General features: G+C 39.8%; 12 protein-coding genes and 1 tRNA gene. 7 read left to right on the forward strand and 6 right to left on the reverse strand.

What is annotated here, in order from left to right:
* Nucleotides 1-42: 42 nt before the first annotated feature.
* The 3 genes from LS48_RS03375 to LS48_RS03385 all read right to left on the reverse strand — a co-directional run bounded on the left by LS48_RS03375 (nt 43) and on the right by LS48_RS03385 (nt 2,019).
* Nucleotides 43-130, reverse strand: a tRNA-Ser gene (locus LS48_RS03375).
* An 80-nt stretch (nt 131-210) separates the two neighbouring features.
* Nucleotides 211-1,239 (reverse strand): asparaginase, encoded by a 1,029-nt coding sequence (locus LS48_RS03380; RefSeq protein ID WP_062619991.1) that lies wholly within the window; start codon nt 1,237-1,239, stop codon nt 211-213.
* Between the two features lie 15 nt (nt 1,240-1,254).
* Complete coding sequence (locus LS48_RS03385) at nt 1,255-2,019, reverse strand: TatD family hydrolase (RefSeq protein ID WP_193392785.1); 765 nt, start codon at nt 2,017-2,019, stop codon at nt 1,255-1,257.
* A gap of 48 nt (nt 2,020-2,067) precedes the next feature.
* On the opposite strand from LS48_RS03385, the gene LS48_RS03390 reads away from it, so the two are divergent.
* From LS48_RS03390 to LS48_RS03400, 3 genes are all read left to right on the forward strand, one after another.
* The gene (locus LS48_RS03390; RefSeq protein ID WP_062619995.1) at nt 2,068-2,502 is read left to right on the forward strand and encodes a retropepsin-like aspartic protease family protein; all 435 of its coding nucleotides are present in this window, start codon (nt 2,068-2,070) and stop codon (nt 2,500-2,502) included.
* 69 nt (nt 2,503-2,571) lie between these two features.
* Nucleotides 2,572-4,581 carry a tetratricopeptide repeat-containing sensor histidine kinase gene (locus tag LS48_RS03395; RefSeq protein ID WP_062619996.1) on the forward strand — a complete coding sequence of 670 codons (2,010 nt, stop codon included), beginning with the start codon at nt 2,572-2,574 and terminating at the stop codon, nt 4,579-4,581.
* Nucleotides 4,578-5,216 carry a response regulator gene (locus LS48_RS03400; RefSeq protein ID WP_062619999.1) on the forward strand — a complete coding sequence of 213 codons (639 nt, stop codon included), beginning with the start codon at nt 4,578-4,580 and terminating at the stop codon, nt 5,214-5,216. The genes LS48_RS03395 and LS48_RS03400 overlap by 4 nt, the downstream gene beginning before the upstream one ends.
* Before the next feature lie 298 nt (nt 5,217-5,514).
* Here LS48_RS03400 and odhB read toward each other — a convergent pair whose 3' ends face one another.
* The 3 genes from odhB to LS48_RS03420 all read right to left on the reverse strand — a co-directional run bounded on the left by odhB (nt 5,515) and on the right by LS48_RS03420 (nt 10,743).
* A complete protein-coding gene (gene odhB / locus LS48_RS03410; RefSeq protein ID WP_062620003.1) occupies nt 5,515-6,759 on the reverse strand; it encodes a 2-oxoglutarate dehydrogenase complex dihydrolipoyllysine-residue succinyltransferase in 1,245 nt (414 codons plus the stop codon).
* Between the two features lie 85 nt (nt 6,760-6,844).
* Entirely contained in the window at nt 6,845-9,616 is a 2,772-nt protein-coding gene (locus tag LS48_RS03415) for a 2-oxoglutarate dehydrogenase E1 component (RefSeq protein ID WP_062620004.1), read from the reverse strand.
* 152 nt (nt 9,617-9,768) lie between these two features.
* Nucleotides 9,769-10,743, reverse strand: a complete 975-nt coding sequence (locus LS48_RS03420) for a polyprenyl synthetase family protein (protein ID WP_062620006.1) — start codon at nt 10,741-10,743, stop codon at nt 9,769-9,771.
* Between the two features lie 156 nt (nt 10,744-10,899).
* Here LS48_RS03420 and LS48_RS03425 point away from each other — a divergent pair, with 156 nt between their 5' ends.
* Genes LS48_RS03425 through LS48_RS03440 form a run of 4 tightly spaced genes read left to right on the forward strand, consistent with a single transcriptional unit; the run spans nt 10,900 to nt 17,590 of the window.
* Nucleotides 10,900-11,511: a TetR/AcrR family transcriptional regulator gene (locus LS48_RS03425; protein WP_062620009.1), complete on the forward strand. Its 612-nt coding sequence runs from the start codon at nt 10,900-10,902 to the stop codon at nt 11,509-11,511.
* On the forward strand, nt 11,504-12,883 hold the full coding sequence (locus LS48_RS03430; protein WP_062620010.1) for a TolC family protein: 1,380 nt from the start codon (nt 11,504-11,506) through the stop codon (nt 12,881-12,883). Before LS48_RS03425 ends, LS48_RS03430 begins: the two co-directional genes overlap by 8 nt.
* Nucleotides 12,884-12,919: 36 nt before the next feature.
* Nucleotides 12,920-14,080 carry an efflux RND transporter periplasmic adaptor subunit gene (locus LS48_RS03435; RefSeq protein WP_062620011.1) on the forward strand — a complete coding sequence of 387 codons (1,161 nt, stop codon included), beginning with the start codon at nt 12,920-12,922 and terminating at the stop codon, nt 14,078-14,080.
* Between the two features lie 15 nt (nt 14,081-14,095).
* Entirely contained in the window at nt 14,096-17,590 is a 3,495-nt protein-coding gene (locus tag LS48_RS03440; RefSeq protein WP_062620012.1) for an efflux RND transporter permease subunit, read from the forward strand.
* The last annotated feature ends 93 nt before the right edge of the window (nt 17,591-17,683 follow it).

Genomic DNA, 17,683 nt, shown 5'->3' on the forward strand with positions numbered 1-17,683 from the left:
GACAGTACAAATGAGTTAATTAATACACTGTTACGTTTGTTGCAGAGAGGAAGGGATTCGAACCCTCGATACGCTTGTGGCGTATACACACTTTCCAGGCGTGCGCCTTCGACCACTCGGCCACCTCTCTATTAATATTTAGCCATTTTTTGAATGGAGTGCCAAATATCAAAAAAAAAACAACGCCATAAAATAATTTAAGCGGTTTATTTATTGCATTTCTCCGCGCAAAGAGGTTTCAAATATGGTTTTGAAGCTATTAGCCGAAATTTTCTGCCCCAATAAATACATCAATTTAGCCAAAGACGCCTCTGTCGTGCAGTCCTTTGCGCTAATAACCCCTATTCTTTTTAACTCCGTGCTGGTTTCGTATAATCCCATATTGACGCTTCCGCCCGAACACTGGGTAACATTTATAACGGGAATACCTTTTTTTATTACAGATTTTAATGGGTTTATAAACCATTCGGCATTGGTTACGTTTCCGGCGCCGTAGGTTTCCAGCACCAAGCCCTTCATCTGGGGATAGTCAAAAAGATATTTAATGGTAGCCTCATCCATCCCCGGAAACACTTTCACCAAAAGAATATTGCTTTCCAAAGTTTTATGGACCTTCAGCTTTTTTCTTCTATTGGGTTTATAAAGCGCTTCGTTGTTCACCACCAAATGCACGCCGCTTAGTACGAGCTCTGGATAATTTAGGGAAGCGAAAGCCTCAAAATGCTCCGCGTTTATCTTTGTAGTTCTATTGGCCCTATATAATTTGTATTCAAAATAAAGGCAGACCTCAGCAATTTTTGAAACGCCTTTTTCCTGCAAAGCGGCAATCTGGATGGAAGTGATTAAATTTTCCTTGGCATCGGTCCGCAGATCGCCAATGGGAAGCTGTGAGCCCGTGAAGATTACCGGCTTGCCCAGATTTTCCAACATAAAACTTAAGGCCGAGGCGGTGTAGCTCATCGTATCGCTACCGTGCAGCACCACAAACCCATCCATCTTTTCATAATTTTCTTCAATTATGGTCGCAATATCTACCCAATATTTCGGGTTCATATTAGAGCTATCGATGGGTTTTTTAAAAGAAGTGGTTGTAATGTTGCAATCCAAGAGTTTTAGTTCGGGAATATGGTTCAGCAGTTCATCAAAATTGAAATTGCGCAACGCCCCGGTCTCAAAATCCTTGATCATCCCGATGGTTCCACCTGTATATATAAGGAGTATGTTTGGCTTTTTTGTCATATTATTTATAACTATTTATATTCCAAAAACATCTTTTGAATTTTCAGTAGTAACTTTCGCTATCTCTTCTTCCGAAACATTATAAATCTCCGAAAGTTTTTTACAAACCAATGCCAAATAGCTACTTTCGTTACGTTTGCCTCGAAAGGGTGCCGGCGCGAGATAGGGCGAATCCGTTTCCAAAACGATGTGCTTTAAAGGGATTTGATCCAAAAAAGTATCTATTTTTCCGTTTTTAAAAGTAACCACCCCCCCAATACCCAGCTTCATATTAAAAGACAATGCCCGTTGCGCCTGTTCATAAGTTCCTGTAAAGCAATGAAAAATTCCGAAGAGATCATCGCTCTTTTCGGTTTCCAAAACTTCAAAAATCTCATCAAAGGCATCGCGGCAATGGATAACGATAGGCAGTTTGTATTTTTTGGCCAATTGAATTTGGCGCTTAAAAGCTATTTTCTGTATTCCCAAGGTAGATTTATCCCAATACAGGTCAATGCCTATTTCGCCCACGGCGTAAAAATTTCTTCTTTTAAATTGTTCTTCAACGTGGGCCAATTCTTCCTCAAAATTTTCCTTTACCGAAGTAGGATGCAGCCCCATCATCAAAAAAACGTTTTTGGGATAGTCTGCTTCCAGGGCATACATCGCCTCGGTATAACCCGAATCAATGGCGGGAATAAAAAAACGGTCAATGCCGGCGTCAAAGGCCCGTTGCATCATTTGGTTGCGGTCCTCGGCAAAGGCCTCGCTGTATAAATGGGTATGGGTATCTGTAAGCATAACTGCAAAGCTACTTATTTTGTTTGCTATCTTTACACAAAAAAGCTGATGCAGTTACGCAAATTTATTGAAGCCGAGGGTTTTTACCGTATTCCGTTAAAAAGGCTTGCCACCGGCCATTATCTTTTTTCGGCAAAAATCAATGGTGTTTCGGGCAAATTTATTTTGGACACCGGTGCTTCCACGAGCTGTGTTGGCTTTACCGATAGCGCCCATTTTTTATTGATAAGCGAGGAGAGTATTATTAAAGCTGCCGGGGCCGGGGCCATAAATATGAAAACCATGCTCTCTCGCGGAAATAAATTTAACATTAAGAGTTGGAGCGTTAATAACATGGATTTTGTACTCTTTGATCTTTCACACGTAAACGCCGCACTTCAGCAAGTAAATGAAAACGCCATTCACGGGATAATTGGTGCAGATTTTTTAAAACAGCACAGAGCGGTAATTGATTATGGCAGAAATTGTTTTTACGTTAAATAGAATGATTGCCGATATGTTTATTTCCAATAATTTAAGTACTTTTATCTTTCTTCTGAAATAAACTTTTTTGTGCTGAAAAAAATTTTTGCATTACTTTTCCTTTTTACGCTTTACTCAATTTCAGGGTATGGCCAGAATATTTCACATTATGAAAAGATTGTAAATACGACCTCTAACAAACAGGAGAAGCTTACAGCGCTGGACAGTTTATTAAAACGTACTTACTCAAAAGACACAGATGCCTTCATTAAATACAGCCTACAATATATAGATCTTGCCCAGGAATTGGACAGCATAGAGCTGGCAGCAAAAAAAGCAATGAACCTTCAGTATCCGCTTACCAATTATGCAAATGATCCATTGAATGCAATTACCGTTATCAATAGCGTTTTGGCCCGCAAATACAAAATAGAGGACAGCCTTTTATTAGGTGGATTATATATGAAACGTGGGAGTGCCAATACCAAGGTAGACCTTAAAAGAGCAATCGAGGACTACAACGTGGCATTAGAAAATTTTTCATCAAAAGATACTATGAATATTGCGGATACTTATCTTTTTAGAGGGCAGGCATATTCACAAATGGGGAAATTTGTACTTGCCGGTGAAGACTTCACCCGAGCCTATACCTTATATGAGCTTAAACAGGAATACGATTACATGGTTTATGCCCAACAGGGCATCATCAGCATGTTCAGTATGAATGGCTTTCACCAAAAAGCCAAGATAGAGCGCGATGCATTAATTGAGAAAATGAAGAGTTTGGGGCTCAATCGATTTTTATCCTATGAATATTACAACCAAGCCCTTGATTATAAAAAAATGGGCAATCGCGATTTAGAGCATAAGGCACTACTGATGGCCGAAAAGAGCTTTGAGCGTGACAATTCAAATAAATCTACCTACATAGGAATTCATTCTCGGCTTATTGAATATTATTGCGAACAAAATCAAATCATTGAAGCCAAAAAACATCTGGATCAATTGGAAGCCTTAGATTTTGACCTTTCAGGAAATCCCCCTGCCGAACTGAACTTTTTGGGCGGAAAAGCCAAATATCTACAGACCATCGGCAACTATGAAGTTGCATTAGCGCTGGCAAAGAAAAAACTAGAGATTGCCAAAAGTTTGGGAATGGAGGATGAAATCATGGGAACGTATTCCTTTTTGTCAGAAATCTATTATGATATGGGAGAATACAAAAAAAGCATTGAAAACAACCAAGCTTCCGCCGCCATAAAAGATTCCATTTACAACCGAAGTACCGCAAATGCCCTCGCATATTACCAAACGCTTTATGAAACTGAAAAAAAAGAAAAAGAACTGGTAGAAAAAACAACCAGCATAAGCCTTTTGGAAAAAGATAATGAAAGTTTCAAAAAAGCGATGCTTTTCGGGGGTATTGCCATTCTTCTGGGTTTTGGACTTATTCTTTTGTACAGAAACCAAAGACACTTAAAGAGCAATAAAGTTCTTCAGGAAAAATTCAGCCAGGAGCTGCTCATTTCGCAGGAAGGGGAACGCCGGAGGATTTCAAAGGACCTTCACGATGGCATCGGGCAACAATTGTTGGTCATCAAAAACAAGTTGATGAGCAGCGGCGATGCAGATACCAAAAAAATGGTTGACCACACCATTGAGGAAGTTCGGGCCATCTCGCGCGATCTGCATCCTTTTCAGTTACAGGAACTCGGGATCACCAAGGCAATTGAGTATACCATAAACCAAATAGATGAAAACACAACACTTTTCATTTCTGCTGAAATTGACAACATAGATGATATATTCTCAAAAGAAGACGAAGTGAATATTTATAGAATCATTCAAGAAAGCCTGAGCAATATCCTTAAACACGCAAATGCGGAGGCAGGCAAGGTTTCAATAAAAAAGTTTGCCAACAATATCCTGATATCCATACGTGACAATGGTGTAGGTTTTGATTTTGCCGAAAAATATCAGGATGTAAAATCTTTAGGTTTAAAAACACTTTTGGAACGCACAAAATTCTTAAAAGGCCAAATGAAGGTAACTTCTAAAAAAGACACCGGCACTGTGCTGGAATTTCAATTTCCATTATGAGCGAAACTACACCATCCATCATTATTGCAGATGACCATCCCCTTTTATTAAAAGGATTAAGCGACTTTTTGATAGAAAAGGGTTATAATCTATTGGGAAGCGGAAATGATGGAAGAGAAGCTTACAATTTAATCACCCAGAAAAAACCAGACATAGCCATCTTGGATATTCAGATGCCGTACATGTCTGGACTGGAGATAGCCCAACAATGCAAGGGAACCGATATTCAGACCAAAATCGTATTGATAACACTTCATAAAGAAAAAGACCTATACCAAAAGGCGCAAGAGCTTAATATCTTTGGATACATCTTAAAAGAATTCGCGCTTGAAGAAATTGAAAACTGCATTAAAACCGTTAAAGAAGGTGTTCCTTTTTTTAGCGAAAAGATAAAAGAGCTTATTGGCGTGGTACTTGTAGAAGATAGCGAACTCTCCACACTTACTCCTTCAGAAAAAAAGATTTTAAAACTAATTGCCCAAGATAAAACAAATAAGGAAATAGCCTCACAACTTTTTATTTCATACAGAACAGTTGAAAAACACCGTAGCAACATCATCACAAAACTCAATATTGAACCAAAGACCAATAGCTTGCTTATATGGGCAAAAGAGCATCATGACAAGCTGTTATAGAAACAATTATATCCTAATTGACAAAAATTACGTGTTACCACGTATTTTTTTTTCTTCAGAAATTTTGGATATTTACACTATGAAAGATACAGTTTATATAAAGGATAAAGAAAAAGATTTTTCTACTTCGGAAACTTCAAAAAAACCTTTAGTAGTCGCGCTGACTATCTCAATAATATTGATTCTTTTATTAAACTTAATTACAACTATTATTTTTTATTGAGAAGATGTTTCCTAACTAACCAAAAAAATCCGGCTCTACAGGCCGGATTTTTTTATTTTCATCCTTTGGTTGGAATTATAATTCCAAAGCTCGCTTAACGTCATTGTCCATTAAAAGTTCTTCGGGACTTTCCAAAGCTTCTTTTATTGCCACAAGGAATCCCACAGACTCACGGCCATCAATAATTCTGTGGTCATATGAAAGTGCCACATACATTACTGGCGCTACAACAATTCCACCATCACGCACAATAGCACGCTCCACAATATTGTGCATTCCCAAAATTGCAGATTGCGGTGGATTAATAATTGGAGTTGAAAGCATACTTCCGAAAACACCTCCGTTAGAGATTGTAAAAGTACCGCCGGTCATTTCATCAACGGTAATCTGTCCATCACGAGCTCTAATTGCAAGTCTTTTCACTTCATCTTCAACACCTCTGAAGCTTAGATTTTCAGCATTTCTTATTACAGGGACCATTAATCCTTTTGGTCCTGAAACAGCAATTGATATATCTTTAAAATCATAGGTGATCATATAATCACCATCAATCATTGAGTTTACGTCTGGATAAAGCTCTAGCGCGCGAACCACTGCTAACGTAAAGAATGACATAAAGCCAAGGCCTACCCCATGCTTTTCTTTAAACTGCTCTTTGTATTGGTTTCGCAATTCAAAAATAGCAGTCATATCTACTTCATTAAAAGTAGTAAGCATAGCGGTTTCATTTTTTGCTGAAACCAAACGCTCGGCAACTTTTCTACGTAGCATGGAGAGTTTTTTACGCTCACTGCCCCGACTACCAGTACCTGGAGTTCCCATAGAAGGTGTAGCGTTTGAGGCGTCGTTCTTAGTTATACGTCCATCGCGACCACTGCCTTTCACTTCTTTTGAAGAAATTCCTTTTTCGTCAAGAATTTTCTTAGCTGCAGGCGAAGGCGACCCTGTTGCATACGTTTTTTTATCTTGCTCTTGGTTGGGAGTTGATGGTTTTGAAGCAGTCTCCTTTTTGGCTTCTGCTTTTTTTGGAGATTCTTCCTTTTTTTCAGATTTTTTTTCAGCATCATCGTCGCCGGGCTTTTTCGCATCTGTGTCGATTAGGCAAACTACATCGCCTACAGCAACTGTATCCCCTTCTTCAGCTTTTAAAGTGATGATTCCGCTGGCTTCTGCCGGAAGTTCAAGTGTTGCTTTGTCACTGTCTACTTCAGCGATTGCTTGATCTTTTTCAACATAATCGCCATCTTTTACTAGCCAAGATGCTATTTCAACTTCGGTGATGGATTCTCCCGGGGATGGGACTTTCATTTCTAATGCCATACGTTCTTTAATTTATATAAACCCTAGGTTTACAATTCTTTAAATTTAATTTCTTTTTTTGTTTCTGTAAAAATTTTCAGAAAAACTATTCCATATTTTTATCAAACACGTTTTCAATCACTTTAGCGTGACGTGCTTTTGACCTCACGGTACTGCCCGCTGCAGGAGCCGCATACATTTTTCTGCTGCAAACTCTGAAATTCCTCGCTTCTTCAAAATGCATTAAAATATGCGAATAGGCACCCATATTTTTAGGTTCTTCCTGCGCCCATACTACATCGTCTGCATTTTTATACTTTTTAAGGATTTTTTTCATTTGGTCTGTTGGCAATGGGAATAATTGCTCAACACGTACCAAAGCCACATCGTCTCTTTTCAATTCTTCTCGTTTTTCAAGCAGATCGTAATAGAATTTACCGGTAAGGAATACCAATGTTTTCACTTTCGTAACTTTTGCCTCGGCATCGTCAATCACCATTTGAAAACTTCCGTTGGCCAATTCTTCTTTAGTGGAAACCACTTTTGGGTGGCGCAGCAAACTCTTGGGCGTAAATACGATCAACGGCTTGCGATAATTTACTTTTAATTGTCGCCTGAAAAGGTGAAAAAGATTAGCTGGCGTTGTTACGTCTGCCACAAACATATTGTCGGTCGCACATAATTGAAGGTAGCGCTCCATTCTGGCTGAAGAGTGTTCTGCTCCCTGGCCTTCATAGCCGTGTGGCAAAAGCATTACCAAACCGTTCTGCAGTTTCCACTTGTCTTCAGCTGCAGAAATATATTGATCTATCATTATCTGCGCCCCATTACTGAAATCGCCAAACTGTGCCTCCCAAAGCGTTAACGTTTTCGGGCTTGCCATTGCGTAACCGTAATCAAATCCAACTACGCCGTATTCCGAAAGCAGGGAATTGTATATGTAAAAATCGCCTTGGTCGCCTTTCAAATGGTTTAAAAGAACTACCTCTTCTTCACTGTCTTCTACTTTTATAACGGCATGGCGATGTGAAAAAGTTCCGCGTTCCACATCCTGCCCGCTCATACGTACATCGTGGCCTTCTTTTAAAAGGGTTCCGTACGCAAGCAATTCTCCCATCGCCCAATCCAATTTGTTGTCTTCAAAATACATTTGGCGCCTTGCTTCAACAAGTTTGGCTATTTTTTTTAGGAATTTTTTGTCTTCAGGCAATTTGGTGATGACTTCGGCAATTTCATCCAACTTTTTCAAATCAAAAGTTGTATCAACATCCTCCATCATTTTATCTTCTTCGGCATATTCATATCCATCCCATTCATCCTGCATAAAGGGAGTGATGGTGGTTTTATCTTCTTTTCTGGAATCTTCAAGATTTTCTTCCAGCTTGTCTTTAAATTCTTGCTCCAGTTTATCGGTATATCCCTTGTCAATTACACCTTCGGCAATAAGTTTTTCGGCATAAATGTCTCTTGGATTATTATGCTTGGCAATAGCCTTATAGAGTTTGGGTTGTGTAAAACGCGGTTCATCGCCTTCATTGTGGCCATATTTTCTGTAGCCCAACAAATCGATGAATACATCGCGTCCAAACTCCATTCTAAAATCCAAAGCAAAATTCATGGCGTGTACCACAGCTTCCACATCATCGGCATTTACGTGCAATATTGGTGAAAGTGTAACCTTTCCAACATCGGTACAGTAAATTGAGGAGCGCGCATCCAAATAATTTGTGGTGAAACCTATTTGGTTGTTAACTACAATATGAATAGTTCCTTGGGTCTTGTAGCCATCCAGTTGCGCCATTTGCACAATTTCATACACAATACCTTGTCCTGCAATTGCCGCATCGCCGTGGACGATGATTGGCAAAACCTTGTTTGGGTTGTCTTTGTGATGGTCGTCCTGTTTAGCTCTTGTTATTCCTTCAACCACCGCGCCCACGGTCTCTAAATGTGAAGGATTTGGAGCAATATTTAAATTTATTTCTTTTCCAGATTCAGTTTTTCTTTTGGAAGTCCAACCCAAGTGATATTTTACGTCGCCGTCAAAAATATCCTGTGCGTAGTCCTTTCCATCAAATTCGCTAAATATATCTTTTGCACTTTTTCCGAAGATGTTCGTCAGTGTGCTCAAACGGCCGCGGTGTGCCATTCCCATTACAAATTCCTCCACTCCTTTTTCAGCGGCATTTTCAATTAGGGTGTCCAAAGCAGGGATCAGGCTTTCGCCTCCTTCCAAAGAAAAACGTTTTTGGCCAACGTACTTTGTATGTAGAAAACTCTCAAAAGCTACTGCTTCGTTGAGTTTCTTTAAAATGTGCTTTTTGTGTTCCGTGGAAAAATTGGGCTGATTATCGTTAATGTTCAGCTTCTGCTGAATCCATTGAATCTCGTCCGGTTTGCGGATGTACATATACTCAATCCCAATAGAATCGCAATATATGCTCTCAAGATGCTTTATGATTTCTTCCAGGGTAGTTTCACCTATTCCAAGTATTTCGCCTGCTTTAAAAGTGGCTTTAAGGTCGTGTTGCGAAAGCCCGAAATTTTCCAAAGCAAGGGTTGGCGTATATTTTCTACGTTCACGAACGGGATTTGTTTTTGTAAAAAGATGCCCACGAGTCCTGTAACCATCAATAAGTTTCACAACCTGAAATTCCTTTACAACATCCTCGCAGTTGTCACCCTCTGCAAGTCGTGGCGCTTCCGATGCTTCGTCTATACCGAAAAATTCGTGTGCACTATTTTCAGAACCAAAATCAAAACCTTGGAAAAATGCTCTCCAACTGGGCTCAACGCTGTCTGGGTATTGTAAATATTTTTCGTAAAGTTCCGCGATGTAAGATGGGTGAACCGCGTTTAAGAAGGAAAATTTATCCATGATAAATATACAAATGGGTCTTTTTGATAAAACGGTACAAAAATACAATAATTAAAGTAACTAGCTGACTGTATTGCTCAGATTTATACGGTTTGAAATCTTAAAATATTCCCAAATGGATTCTAGTGTAAATTTGCTTTTGTGAATAGGTTTTAAACACTTCGTTGCATTAAATTGTGGCCAAACTCACGAAACATTTCTTTCTTTTCTTCAGAAATATTAATGCCATCCAGCAATGAGTATGCGTGGTTACTGTATTTTTCAATCTCTTTTCGGGTAGCTTCAGCCGCACCGGAGTTTAAAAAGATTTCTTTTACAGTCAGAATTTTATCCGTTGGGTCTTTGGGGTTTATGCTGAAAAGATGATCAAGTTCTTCCGCTTGTGTCAAAGTTCCCTGCCCTACAGCCATTATGTAAAGAAAGGTTTTTTTATTTGAAATAATATCACCGCCTACTTGCTTTCCGAAAGTTTCCGGATTGCCGAAGACATCCAGATAATCATCCTGCAACTGAAAAGCAATGCCCAAATTTCTTCCGAATTGATAGATTTTTTCTTTATCACTTTCTGCAGCTGCTGCAACAATAGCCCCCATTTGCATTGCTGCGCCCAATAAGACCGCAGTTTTGTGATCTATCATTTGTATATATTCCACGAGCGTAACATCGTCACGGGTTTCAAAATCCATGTCGTGCTGTTGGCCTTCGCAAACTTGCAGCGCTGTTTCACCGAAGAGTTTTGCAAGCTCTTGGAACATTTTCGGTTCATAATTCTCAAAAAATTGATAGGCCAAAATAAGCATTGCATCTCCCGAAAGTATCGCTGTGTTCACGTCCCATTTTTCGTGAACTGTTCTCTTCCCCCTTCGCAGTGGGGCGTTATCCATAATATCATCGTGGATTAGCGAAAAATTATGAAACAGCTCTACAGCAAGCGCTGCGCTCATCGCTTTTTTATAATCGGTTCCAAAAAAATCGCACACCATTAAGGTCAACGCTGGACGAATGCGCTTTCCTCCTAAAGACAGAATGTATTTTATTGGGTCATAAAGTTGTCGCGGCTCTTTATGTGAAACAGCTTTGGCAAGATACGCTTGAAGGTCGTCGTTGTATTTTTTCAGAATTTCCATGGTTGAAGAAAATTTCGGCTAAAGTAAAACAAGCATTTCAAAAGCACACAATTTATAGTTGCAAAATACCCTAGTGGTTAAGGTTCTGTTAAATAAAATAAAACCAAGGAAACTATTTTTGTTTTAAAAGTTTCCTGACATATCTTTGCGCCCGCTATGAGAAATAAGATAATTCAAAAGTCGACAGATTTATTCCTAAAGCTTGGCTTTAAAAGCGTAACCATGGACGATATTGCCAATGAAATGGCCATTTCAAAAAAAACCATTTATACGCATTTTAAAAATAAAACGGCCTTGGTAAAGGAATGTACCCGCAACGTACTGCACAATATTACTACTGGTATAGATGAAATTTGCTCGCTTGAACAAAACCCCATTGAAGAACTTTTCGAAATAAAAAAGTTTGTAATGGGAACCATTGAAGCAGAACAATCATCGCCTCAATACCAGCTACAAAAGTATTATCCCGAAATTTTTGAAGGTATAAAGGAAAGCCATTTTGAGAAAATGATGGAATGTACCCGGAAAAATCTTCGTAGGGGCATTGACCAAGGTTTATATCGAAGCAACCTTGACATAGATTTTATTTCAAGGCTATATTTTTTGGGCATTCACGGAATAAAAGACCAAAACCTGTTTCCGCTGGAAAAGTTTTCAACGCAATTTTTAACCGAGGAATATCTTGAATATCATATTCGCGGAATTGTAACGCCAGAAGGTTTTCTAACACTAAATAAATTCATCAAAGAGCACCAGACCAATGATTAAAAAACTTTTAATTTTCAGTTTATTACTATCTGTAACTTTAGGTTTTTCGCAACAGCAGAAAGAATACAGTTTTAGTCTGCAAGAAGCAGTAACCTTTGCGCTGGACAGTAATTATGCATCCATAAACGCACGCCGCGATATCGCAAAGGCCATTAAGCAAAAGTGGGAAACCACGGCGAGCGGGCTTCCGCAGATAGATGCAAATGTGTCTTACAACAACAACCTAAAACAGCCCGTTACCCTTTTGCCAGCAGAAATTACAGGGGGTGAGCCCGGCACTTTCGTTCCCGTAACCTTTGGCACCAAACAGAATGCAAACGCAGTTGCCACATTAAACCAGCTAATTTTTGACGGAAGTTATCTCGTAGGGCTTAAAGCCGCCAAATCTTTTTTGAGATATTCCGAAAACATCAACGAAAAAACGCGATTGGAAGTTCGCAAAGGCGTTATCAATGCCTACGGTAGTGTTTTATTAGCGCAGGAATTGGTAGCTATTTTCGAAAAAAACAAGTCTAATCTTGAGGAAAACCTCAACGAAACCCGTAAAATCTTTGAAAATGGTTTGGCCGAGGAAGAAAGCGTGGAGCAGTTGGAAATAACACTTTTGGACATTGAAACACAGCTTAACAACGCCCGTAGAAGCCAAGCTATTGCTAAACAAATGTTCAATCTGGCCTTGGGCATAGATGTGGAAGCGCCCATTACTTTAACGGACGATCTGGATGAATTAGCCAACCAAAATATCAGTCTTGCTCTTTTGGATGCTTCACTAAATATAGAAGACAACGCAGATTATAAAATTGCGCAAAACCTGATAGAGCAACGTTATTTTGAAAACCGCTTGGAAAAAAGCAAGTTTTTGCCCAGTCTATCGGCTTTTGTCAATTATGGAACTTCGGCAAACAGTGATGATTTCACATTTTTTAATGGTGACCAAAAATGGTTTCAGTCGTCAGTTTTAGGTGTGAGCCTTAACATACCCATTTTCAGTAGCGGCATGCGAAGTGCGGCCAACCAGCGAACAAAAATAGCGCTCGACCAAGCAAAGACCGATTTTGAACAGACGCAACAACAAATAAAATTGGACTTAACCACGGCGCAGAGCAACTACCAATTTGCGATTGAGAATTATGAAAATTCAAAGAAAAACCTTGCCCTCTCAGAACGTATTGAAAATAAAAACCAAATAAAATTCACCGAAGGTCTTTCAACCAGTTTTGATCTGCGCCAGGCCCAAACACAGTTATATACCGCCCAACAACAATATTTCCAAGCGATGCTGGAAGTAATAAATGAAAAAGCAAATCTTGAAACCGTGTTGAATATTCCGCAACTGCGAATTAATTCGGAAGAAATAAAAGATAAATACTAAAAAACTTCAACTAATTAGAATAAAAAAAATCAACAAATGAAAAAATCACTCTTTCTTTTAATACTAATTGCCACGCTGGTATCCTGCGGTGGAGACAACAAATCTGTTGATGCTATAATAAGCGCTGGCGATATGACCGCTGTAAAAGCGAAACGCGCCGAATTAAACAAACAGCAGCGGGAATTAAAAACTGAAATAGATAAACTTAACCAATACATTGAGACACACGAAAAAAAGGAGCGCCCTGCATTGGTTACTGCCGAAGTGATAAAAGATACGCTTTTCAAACATTACGTTGAAGTTCAAGGCAATGTGGAAACAGATCAAAACGTAGTGCTTAATGCTGAGTACTCTGGGGTACTAACCAATGTGTATGTAAAGGAAGGGCAACGCGTCTCCAAAGGACAACGACTGGCAAAAATTGACGATGGCGGTCTTTCAAGCCAAGTGGCGCAACAAGAAGCCCAAATGGCTTTGGCACAAACCACTTTTGAACGCCAACAAAGACTTTGGGAACAAAAAATTGGTTCAGAAATTCAGTATCTGCAAGCCAAGACCAATTACGAATCGGCTAAAAACGTCACCCAACAGTTGCGATCACAATTATCAAAAACTGTCATCACCGCTCCATTTAGCGGGGTTGTAGATGAAATTATATCAGATCCTGGACAAGTAGTAGTTCCGGGCCAAACGCCCATTATCCGCTTGGTAAATTTAAGCGATATGTATGTAAAAGCCTCCATTCCAGAAACCTATCTGAAAAGCATAAAAAAAGGAACACAGGTTAAGGTTACCTTAGCTTCCATTAACGAAGAATTCACTGGGAAAGTACGCCAAGTAAGCAACTATATTAACCCAAACAATAGAAGTTTTGATATTCAGATAGAGATTCCAAACAAAGACGGTTTGGTAAAACCAAATCTTATCGCAACCGTGAAAGTAAATGATTACAGCGCCGAAAACGTAATTACCGTACCTGAAAATATTTTACAGGAAAATGCCGCAGGGGAAACCATTGCTTACTTGTACCAACCCATTAATGATTCAATTGGTGTAGCAAAGCGTGTGCTCCTTGAAACAGGACTTTCCTATGAAAACCATACAGAGGTAAAATCTGGAATTAAAAAAGGCGACACAATAATCAAGGAAGGTGCAAAAACCCTTCGCGACGGCCAGAAAGTAACCATCAAAAACTAAGAAACCCATTGCACCATGAGCAAAAATCCGTATAAAGAATTTAGCATATCGTCTTGGGCCATTGACAATAAAATGACGGTCTATGTAATTATGGCCATCATCCTGTTTTTGGGTGCTTTCGCGTATTACAGTATGCCGCGAGAGGCTTTTCCCGAAATTATCGAGACCAAAATCTACGTGAGCTCCGTGAACCCCGGAAACTCTGCAGAGGACGTAGAAAAATTCATCACCGAACCTTTAGAGCAGGAATTTAAAGATGTGGGAGGCGTAAAAGAAATTACTTCCACAACGCTTCAGGATTATTCCATAATAATTGTGGAGTTTGAGGAAACGGTAGAAATCCCCGTTGCCAAACAATTGGTAAAAGATAAGGTTGACCAAGTAAAGGCCGAAACTACTTGGCCCACGCTCACCAATGGTGCTAAGGTAGAACCCAATGTTTTTGACTTGAACTTTTCAGAAGAAATGCCCATTCTCAACATAAATCTTACGGGCGATTATCCTGTGCAGAAATTGAAGGAATACGGCGAATATCTTCAGGACAAGATTGAGTTGCTACCGCAAATAAAGGAAGCTACCATTCGTGGGGCAGAGGAAAAAGAAGTTGAAATAGCTGTGGACATTTATAAAATGACCGCCTCGCAAGTAAGCTTCGATAATATAATTAATGCTATAAAGGGCGAAAACAGCACTATTTCCGGTGGAAATATAATTACGAATGGCGTTCAAAAAAACATTCGGATAACAGGCGAAATTGAAGACCCGAATGAACTGGAAAAAGTTGTAGTGAAAAAGGACGATGGCATCATATTTCTAAAAGATATAGCCGAAATAAAATTTAAGGAAAAAGACGCTACAACCTATGCGCGCGAATACGGCGATCCGGTAGTAATGCTTGATGTAAAAAAGCGCGCAGGAAAAAATATGATCGAGGCCGTTGAGCAGATCAAAGAAATAGTAGCCCAGGAGCAGGAAAATTATCTACCTAAAAGTCTTCACATAAGCCTTTCCAACGATCAATCCATCAAAACTGAAAACCAAGTGAACGATTTGGTAAACAACATCATCTTCGGGGTACTTTTGGTAGTAATCGTGTTGATGTTTTTCCTCGGTTTTAGAAACGCGCTTTTTGTAGGTTTTGCCATTCCGCTTTCTATGTTAATGTCCCTGTTTATCCTTTCATCCTTGGGCTTCACCCTAAACACCATGGTGCTTTTTGGGCTCGTTATGGGGCTGGGAATGCTGGTGGACAACGGTATTGTGGTAGTGGAGAACGTATATACGCTAATGAGCGAGGGAATGTCTCCGAGAAAAGCAGCCAAACAAGGGATGGGCGAGATTGCTTGGCCCATTATTGCTTCAACGGCTACAACACTTGCGGCATTCTTTCCGCTTGGGCTTTGGCCGGGGATGATTGGTAAGTTTATGATTTACTTCCCAATCACCCTTTCGGTGGTGCTTTCGTCGTCACTTTTTGTGGCGCTTATCATCAACTCCATGCTTACTTCAAAATTTATGAAAGTGGAAGAGGAACCACTTACAAAAAAGAAGCTAATACGCTGGAGCCTGATTTTGGTTGGAGTGGGTATTTTGCTATTGGCAGCCGGCTTTGCAATGGACGTTGCCGCTTTCCGAGGCTTCGGAAATTTAGCGATACTAGCAGCGCTTTTACTTTGGCTGTATAAATATGTTCTGGCAGGCGCGGTAGATTACTTTCAGTATAAATCACTTAAAAAGCTGGAGAATTTTTACGAAAAAACCCTAAAATACGCTTTGCGCGGAAGAAAAGCCTATGTTTTCTTTTTTGGAACAATTATCCTTTTGATTTTATCATTCGTTTTGGTAGGTATTGCACAGCCAAAAGTGCTCTTTTTTCCTGAAAATGAACCCAACCAGATTATTACTTATATAGAATATCCGCAGGGAACGGATATTGAAAAAACCAACGAACTTACCAAGCAGGTTGAAAAACAGGTTTTTGACGCCATTGCAAAATATGACGACAATGGCTACAACTATATGGTAGAATCAGCCATTTCGCAGGTAGGCCAAGGCGCCGGAAATCCACAGACCGATGGCGGACAAAGCAATGAAATGCCACAAAAAGGAAAAATAACCCTTTCCATGCGCGATTTCCAATTGCGCCGTGGCGTAAAGAGTAGCACCGTTTTGGAAGAAGTGCGCGATGCGGTTAAAGGTTTCCCGGGCGCTTCCATTATTGTTGAAAAGGATGCCGCAGGCCCACCCGTGGGTTACCCAATCAATATTGAATTGAGCGGAGAGGATTATGAACAAATGCTTCGCGAAGCTGAAAACCTGCGCTCTTATATTGAAGGTTTGGGCATTAGTGGTATTGAAGAACTAAAGATAGACGTAAACAAAAGCAAGCCTGAAATGGACGTGACCGTGGACCGCGAGAAAGCAGGCCAGTTGGGCATTTCCACCTCACAAATTGGACAAACCTTACGCCGTGCTATTTTTGGGGAAGAAGCCTCCACTTATAAAGAAGGCGATGACGATTACGAAATAAACGTTCGTCTTTCCGACAAATCACGTTATGATGAAAGTGCGCTTTTCAATCAGCCGATCACTTTCAGAAACAATCAAGGCAATATTGTTCAAGTACCTATTTCGGCAATGGTTACAAAAAACAATACCGCTTCTTTCAGTTCCATAAAAAGGAAAGATTTAAAGCGAACCATAACCGTATATTCCAACGTACTTGGAGGATATAACGCAACAGAAATTGTAAACGATTTAAAAACCGAACTGCAAAACTACGAGCTTCCAAAAGACATAAATCTTGCCTTTACTGGCGAGCAGGAAGAACAGGCAGACAATATGGGTTTCCTTTTGTTGGCCTTGTTTTATGCCATGGGCGGCATCATGCTTATTTTGGTGGCACAGTTTAACTCCCTGAGCAAACCTTTCATCATTTTAACCGCCATTGTTCTTAGTTTGGCGGGGGTGTTTATTGGTCTGGTAGTTTTCCAGATGGATTTCGTGATTATTATGACGATGATGGGTATTATTTCACTCGCGGGAATTGTGGTAAACAATGCCATCGTACTTATAGATTACACCCAGATTCTAATAGACCGAAAAATGCAGCAATTGGAAATGGAAGATGATGATATGCTCACAAAAATGCAGTATTTTGATATTATCGTTGCTGGAGGAAAGTCGCGTCTGCGCCCCGTATTGCTTACCGCAATAACAACCGTATTGGGGCTTATCCCCTTAGCCATTGGTCTAAACATAGATTTTTTTGGTTTCTTTACAGATTACAACCCAAACATTTATGTAGGTGGTGATAACGTAATATTCTGGGGCCCGCTGGCGTGGACGGTAATTTTCGGCTTGATCTTCGCTACCTTCCTAACCTTGATTGTGGTTCCGGTAATGTTCTATTTGGTAAACCGCGCCAAGATTAAATTCAGGAAAAAGCGCAGGATGAAAGAGTTAAAGAAGCAAAAGGCGAAGCAACAACTGAGAATGGAAAATCAATAGAATTTTATCCTTTCGAAATTAGTCTAAAACTTATATTAGATTATATAAATCACCTGCAAGGTTTTGAAAACCTTGCAGGTTTTTCTTTTCAAA

This window comes from Aequorivita aquimaris, assembly GCF_001573155.1.
Classification (GTDB): Bacteria; Bacteroidota; Bacteroidia; order Flavobacteriales; family Flavobacteriaceae; genus Aequorivita; species Aequorivita aquimaris.

Coding starts and splice junctions, on each gene's coding strand:
- LS48_RS03380 (WP_062619991.1), bottom strand. CDS start 1,239: ATGACAAAAAAGCCAAACATACTCCTTATATATACAGGTGGAACCATC.
- LS48_RS03385 (WP_193392785.1), bottom strand. CDS start 2,019: ATGCTTACAGATACCCATACCCATTTATACAGCGAGGCCTTTGCCGAG.
- LS48_RS03390 (WP_062619995.1), top strand. CDS start 2,068: ATGCAGTTACGCAAATTTATTGAAGCCGAGGGTTTTTACCGTATTCCG.
- LS48_RS03400 (WP_062619999.1), top strand. CDS start 4,578: ATGAGCGAAACTACACCATCCATCATTATTGCAGATGACCATCCCCTT.
- odhB (WP_062620003.1), bottom strand. CDS start 6,759: ATGGCATTAGAAATGAAAGTCCCATCCCCGGGAGAATCCATCACCGAA.
- LS48_RS03415 (WP_062620004.1), bottom strand. CDS start 9,616: ATGGATAAATTTTCCTTCTTAAACGCGGTTCACCCATCTTACATCGCG.
- LS48_RS03420 (WP_062620006.1), bottom strand. CDS start 10,743: ATGGAAATTCTGAAAAAATACAACGACGACCTTCAAGCGTATCTTGCC.
- LS48_RS03425 (WP_062620009.1), top strand. CDS start 10,900: ATGAGAAATAAGATAATTCAAAAGTCGACAGATTTATTCCTAAAGCTT.
- LS48_RS03430 (WP_062620010.1), top strand. CDS start 11,504: ATGATTAAAAAACTTTTAATTTTCAGTTTATTACTATCTGTAACTTTA.
- LS48_RS03435 (WP_062620011.1), top strand. CDS start 12,920: ATGAAAAAATCACTCTTTCTTTTAATACTAATTGCCACGCTGGTATCC.
- LS48_RS03440 (WP_062620012.1), top strand. CDS start 14,096: ATGAGCAAAAATCCGTATAAAGAATTTAGCATATCGTCTTGGGCCATT.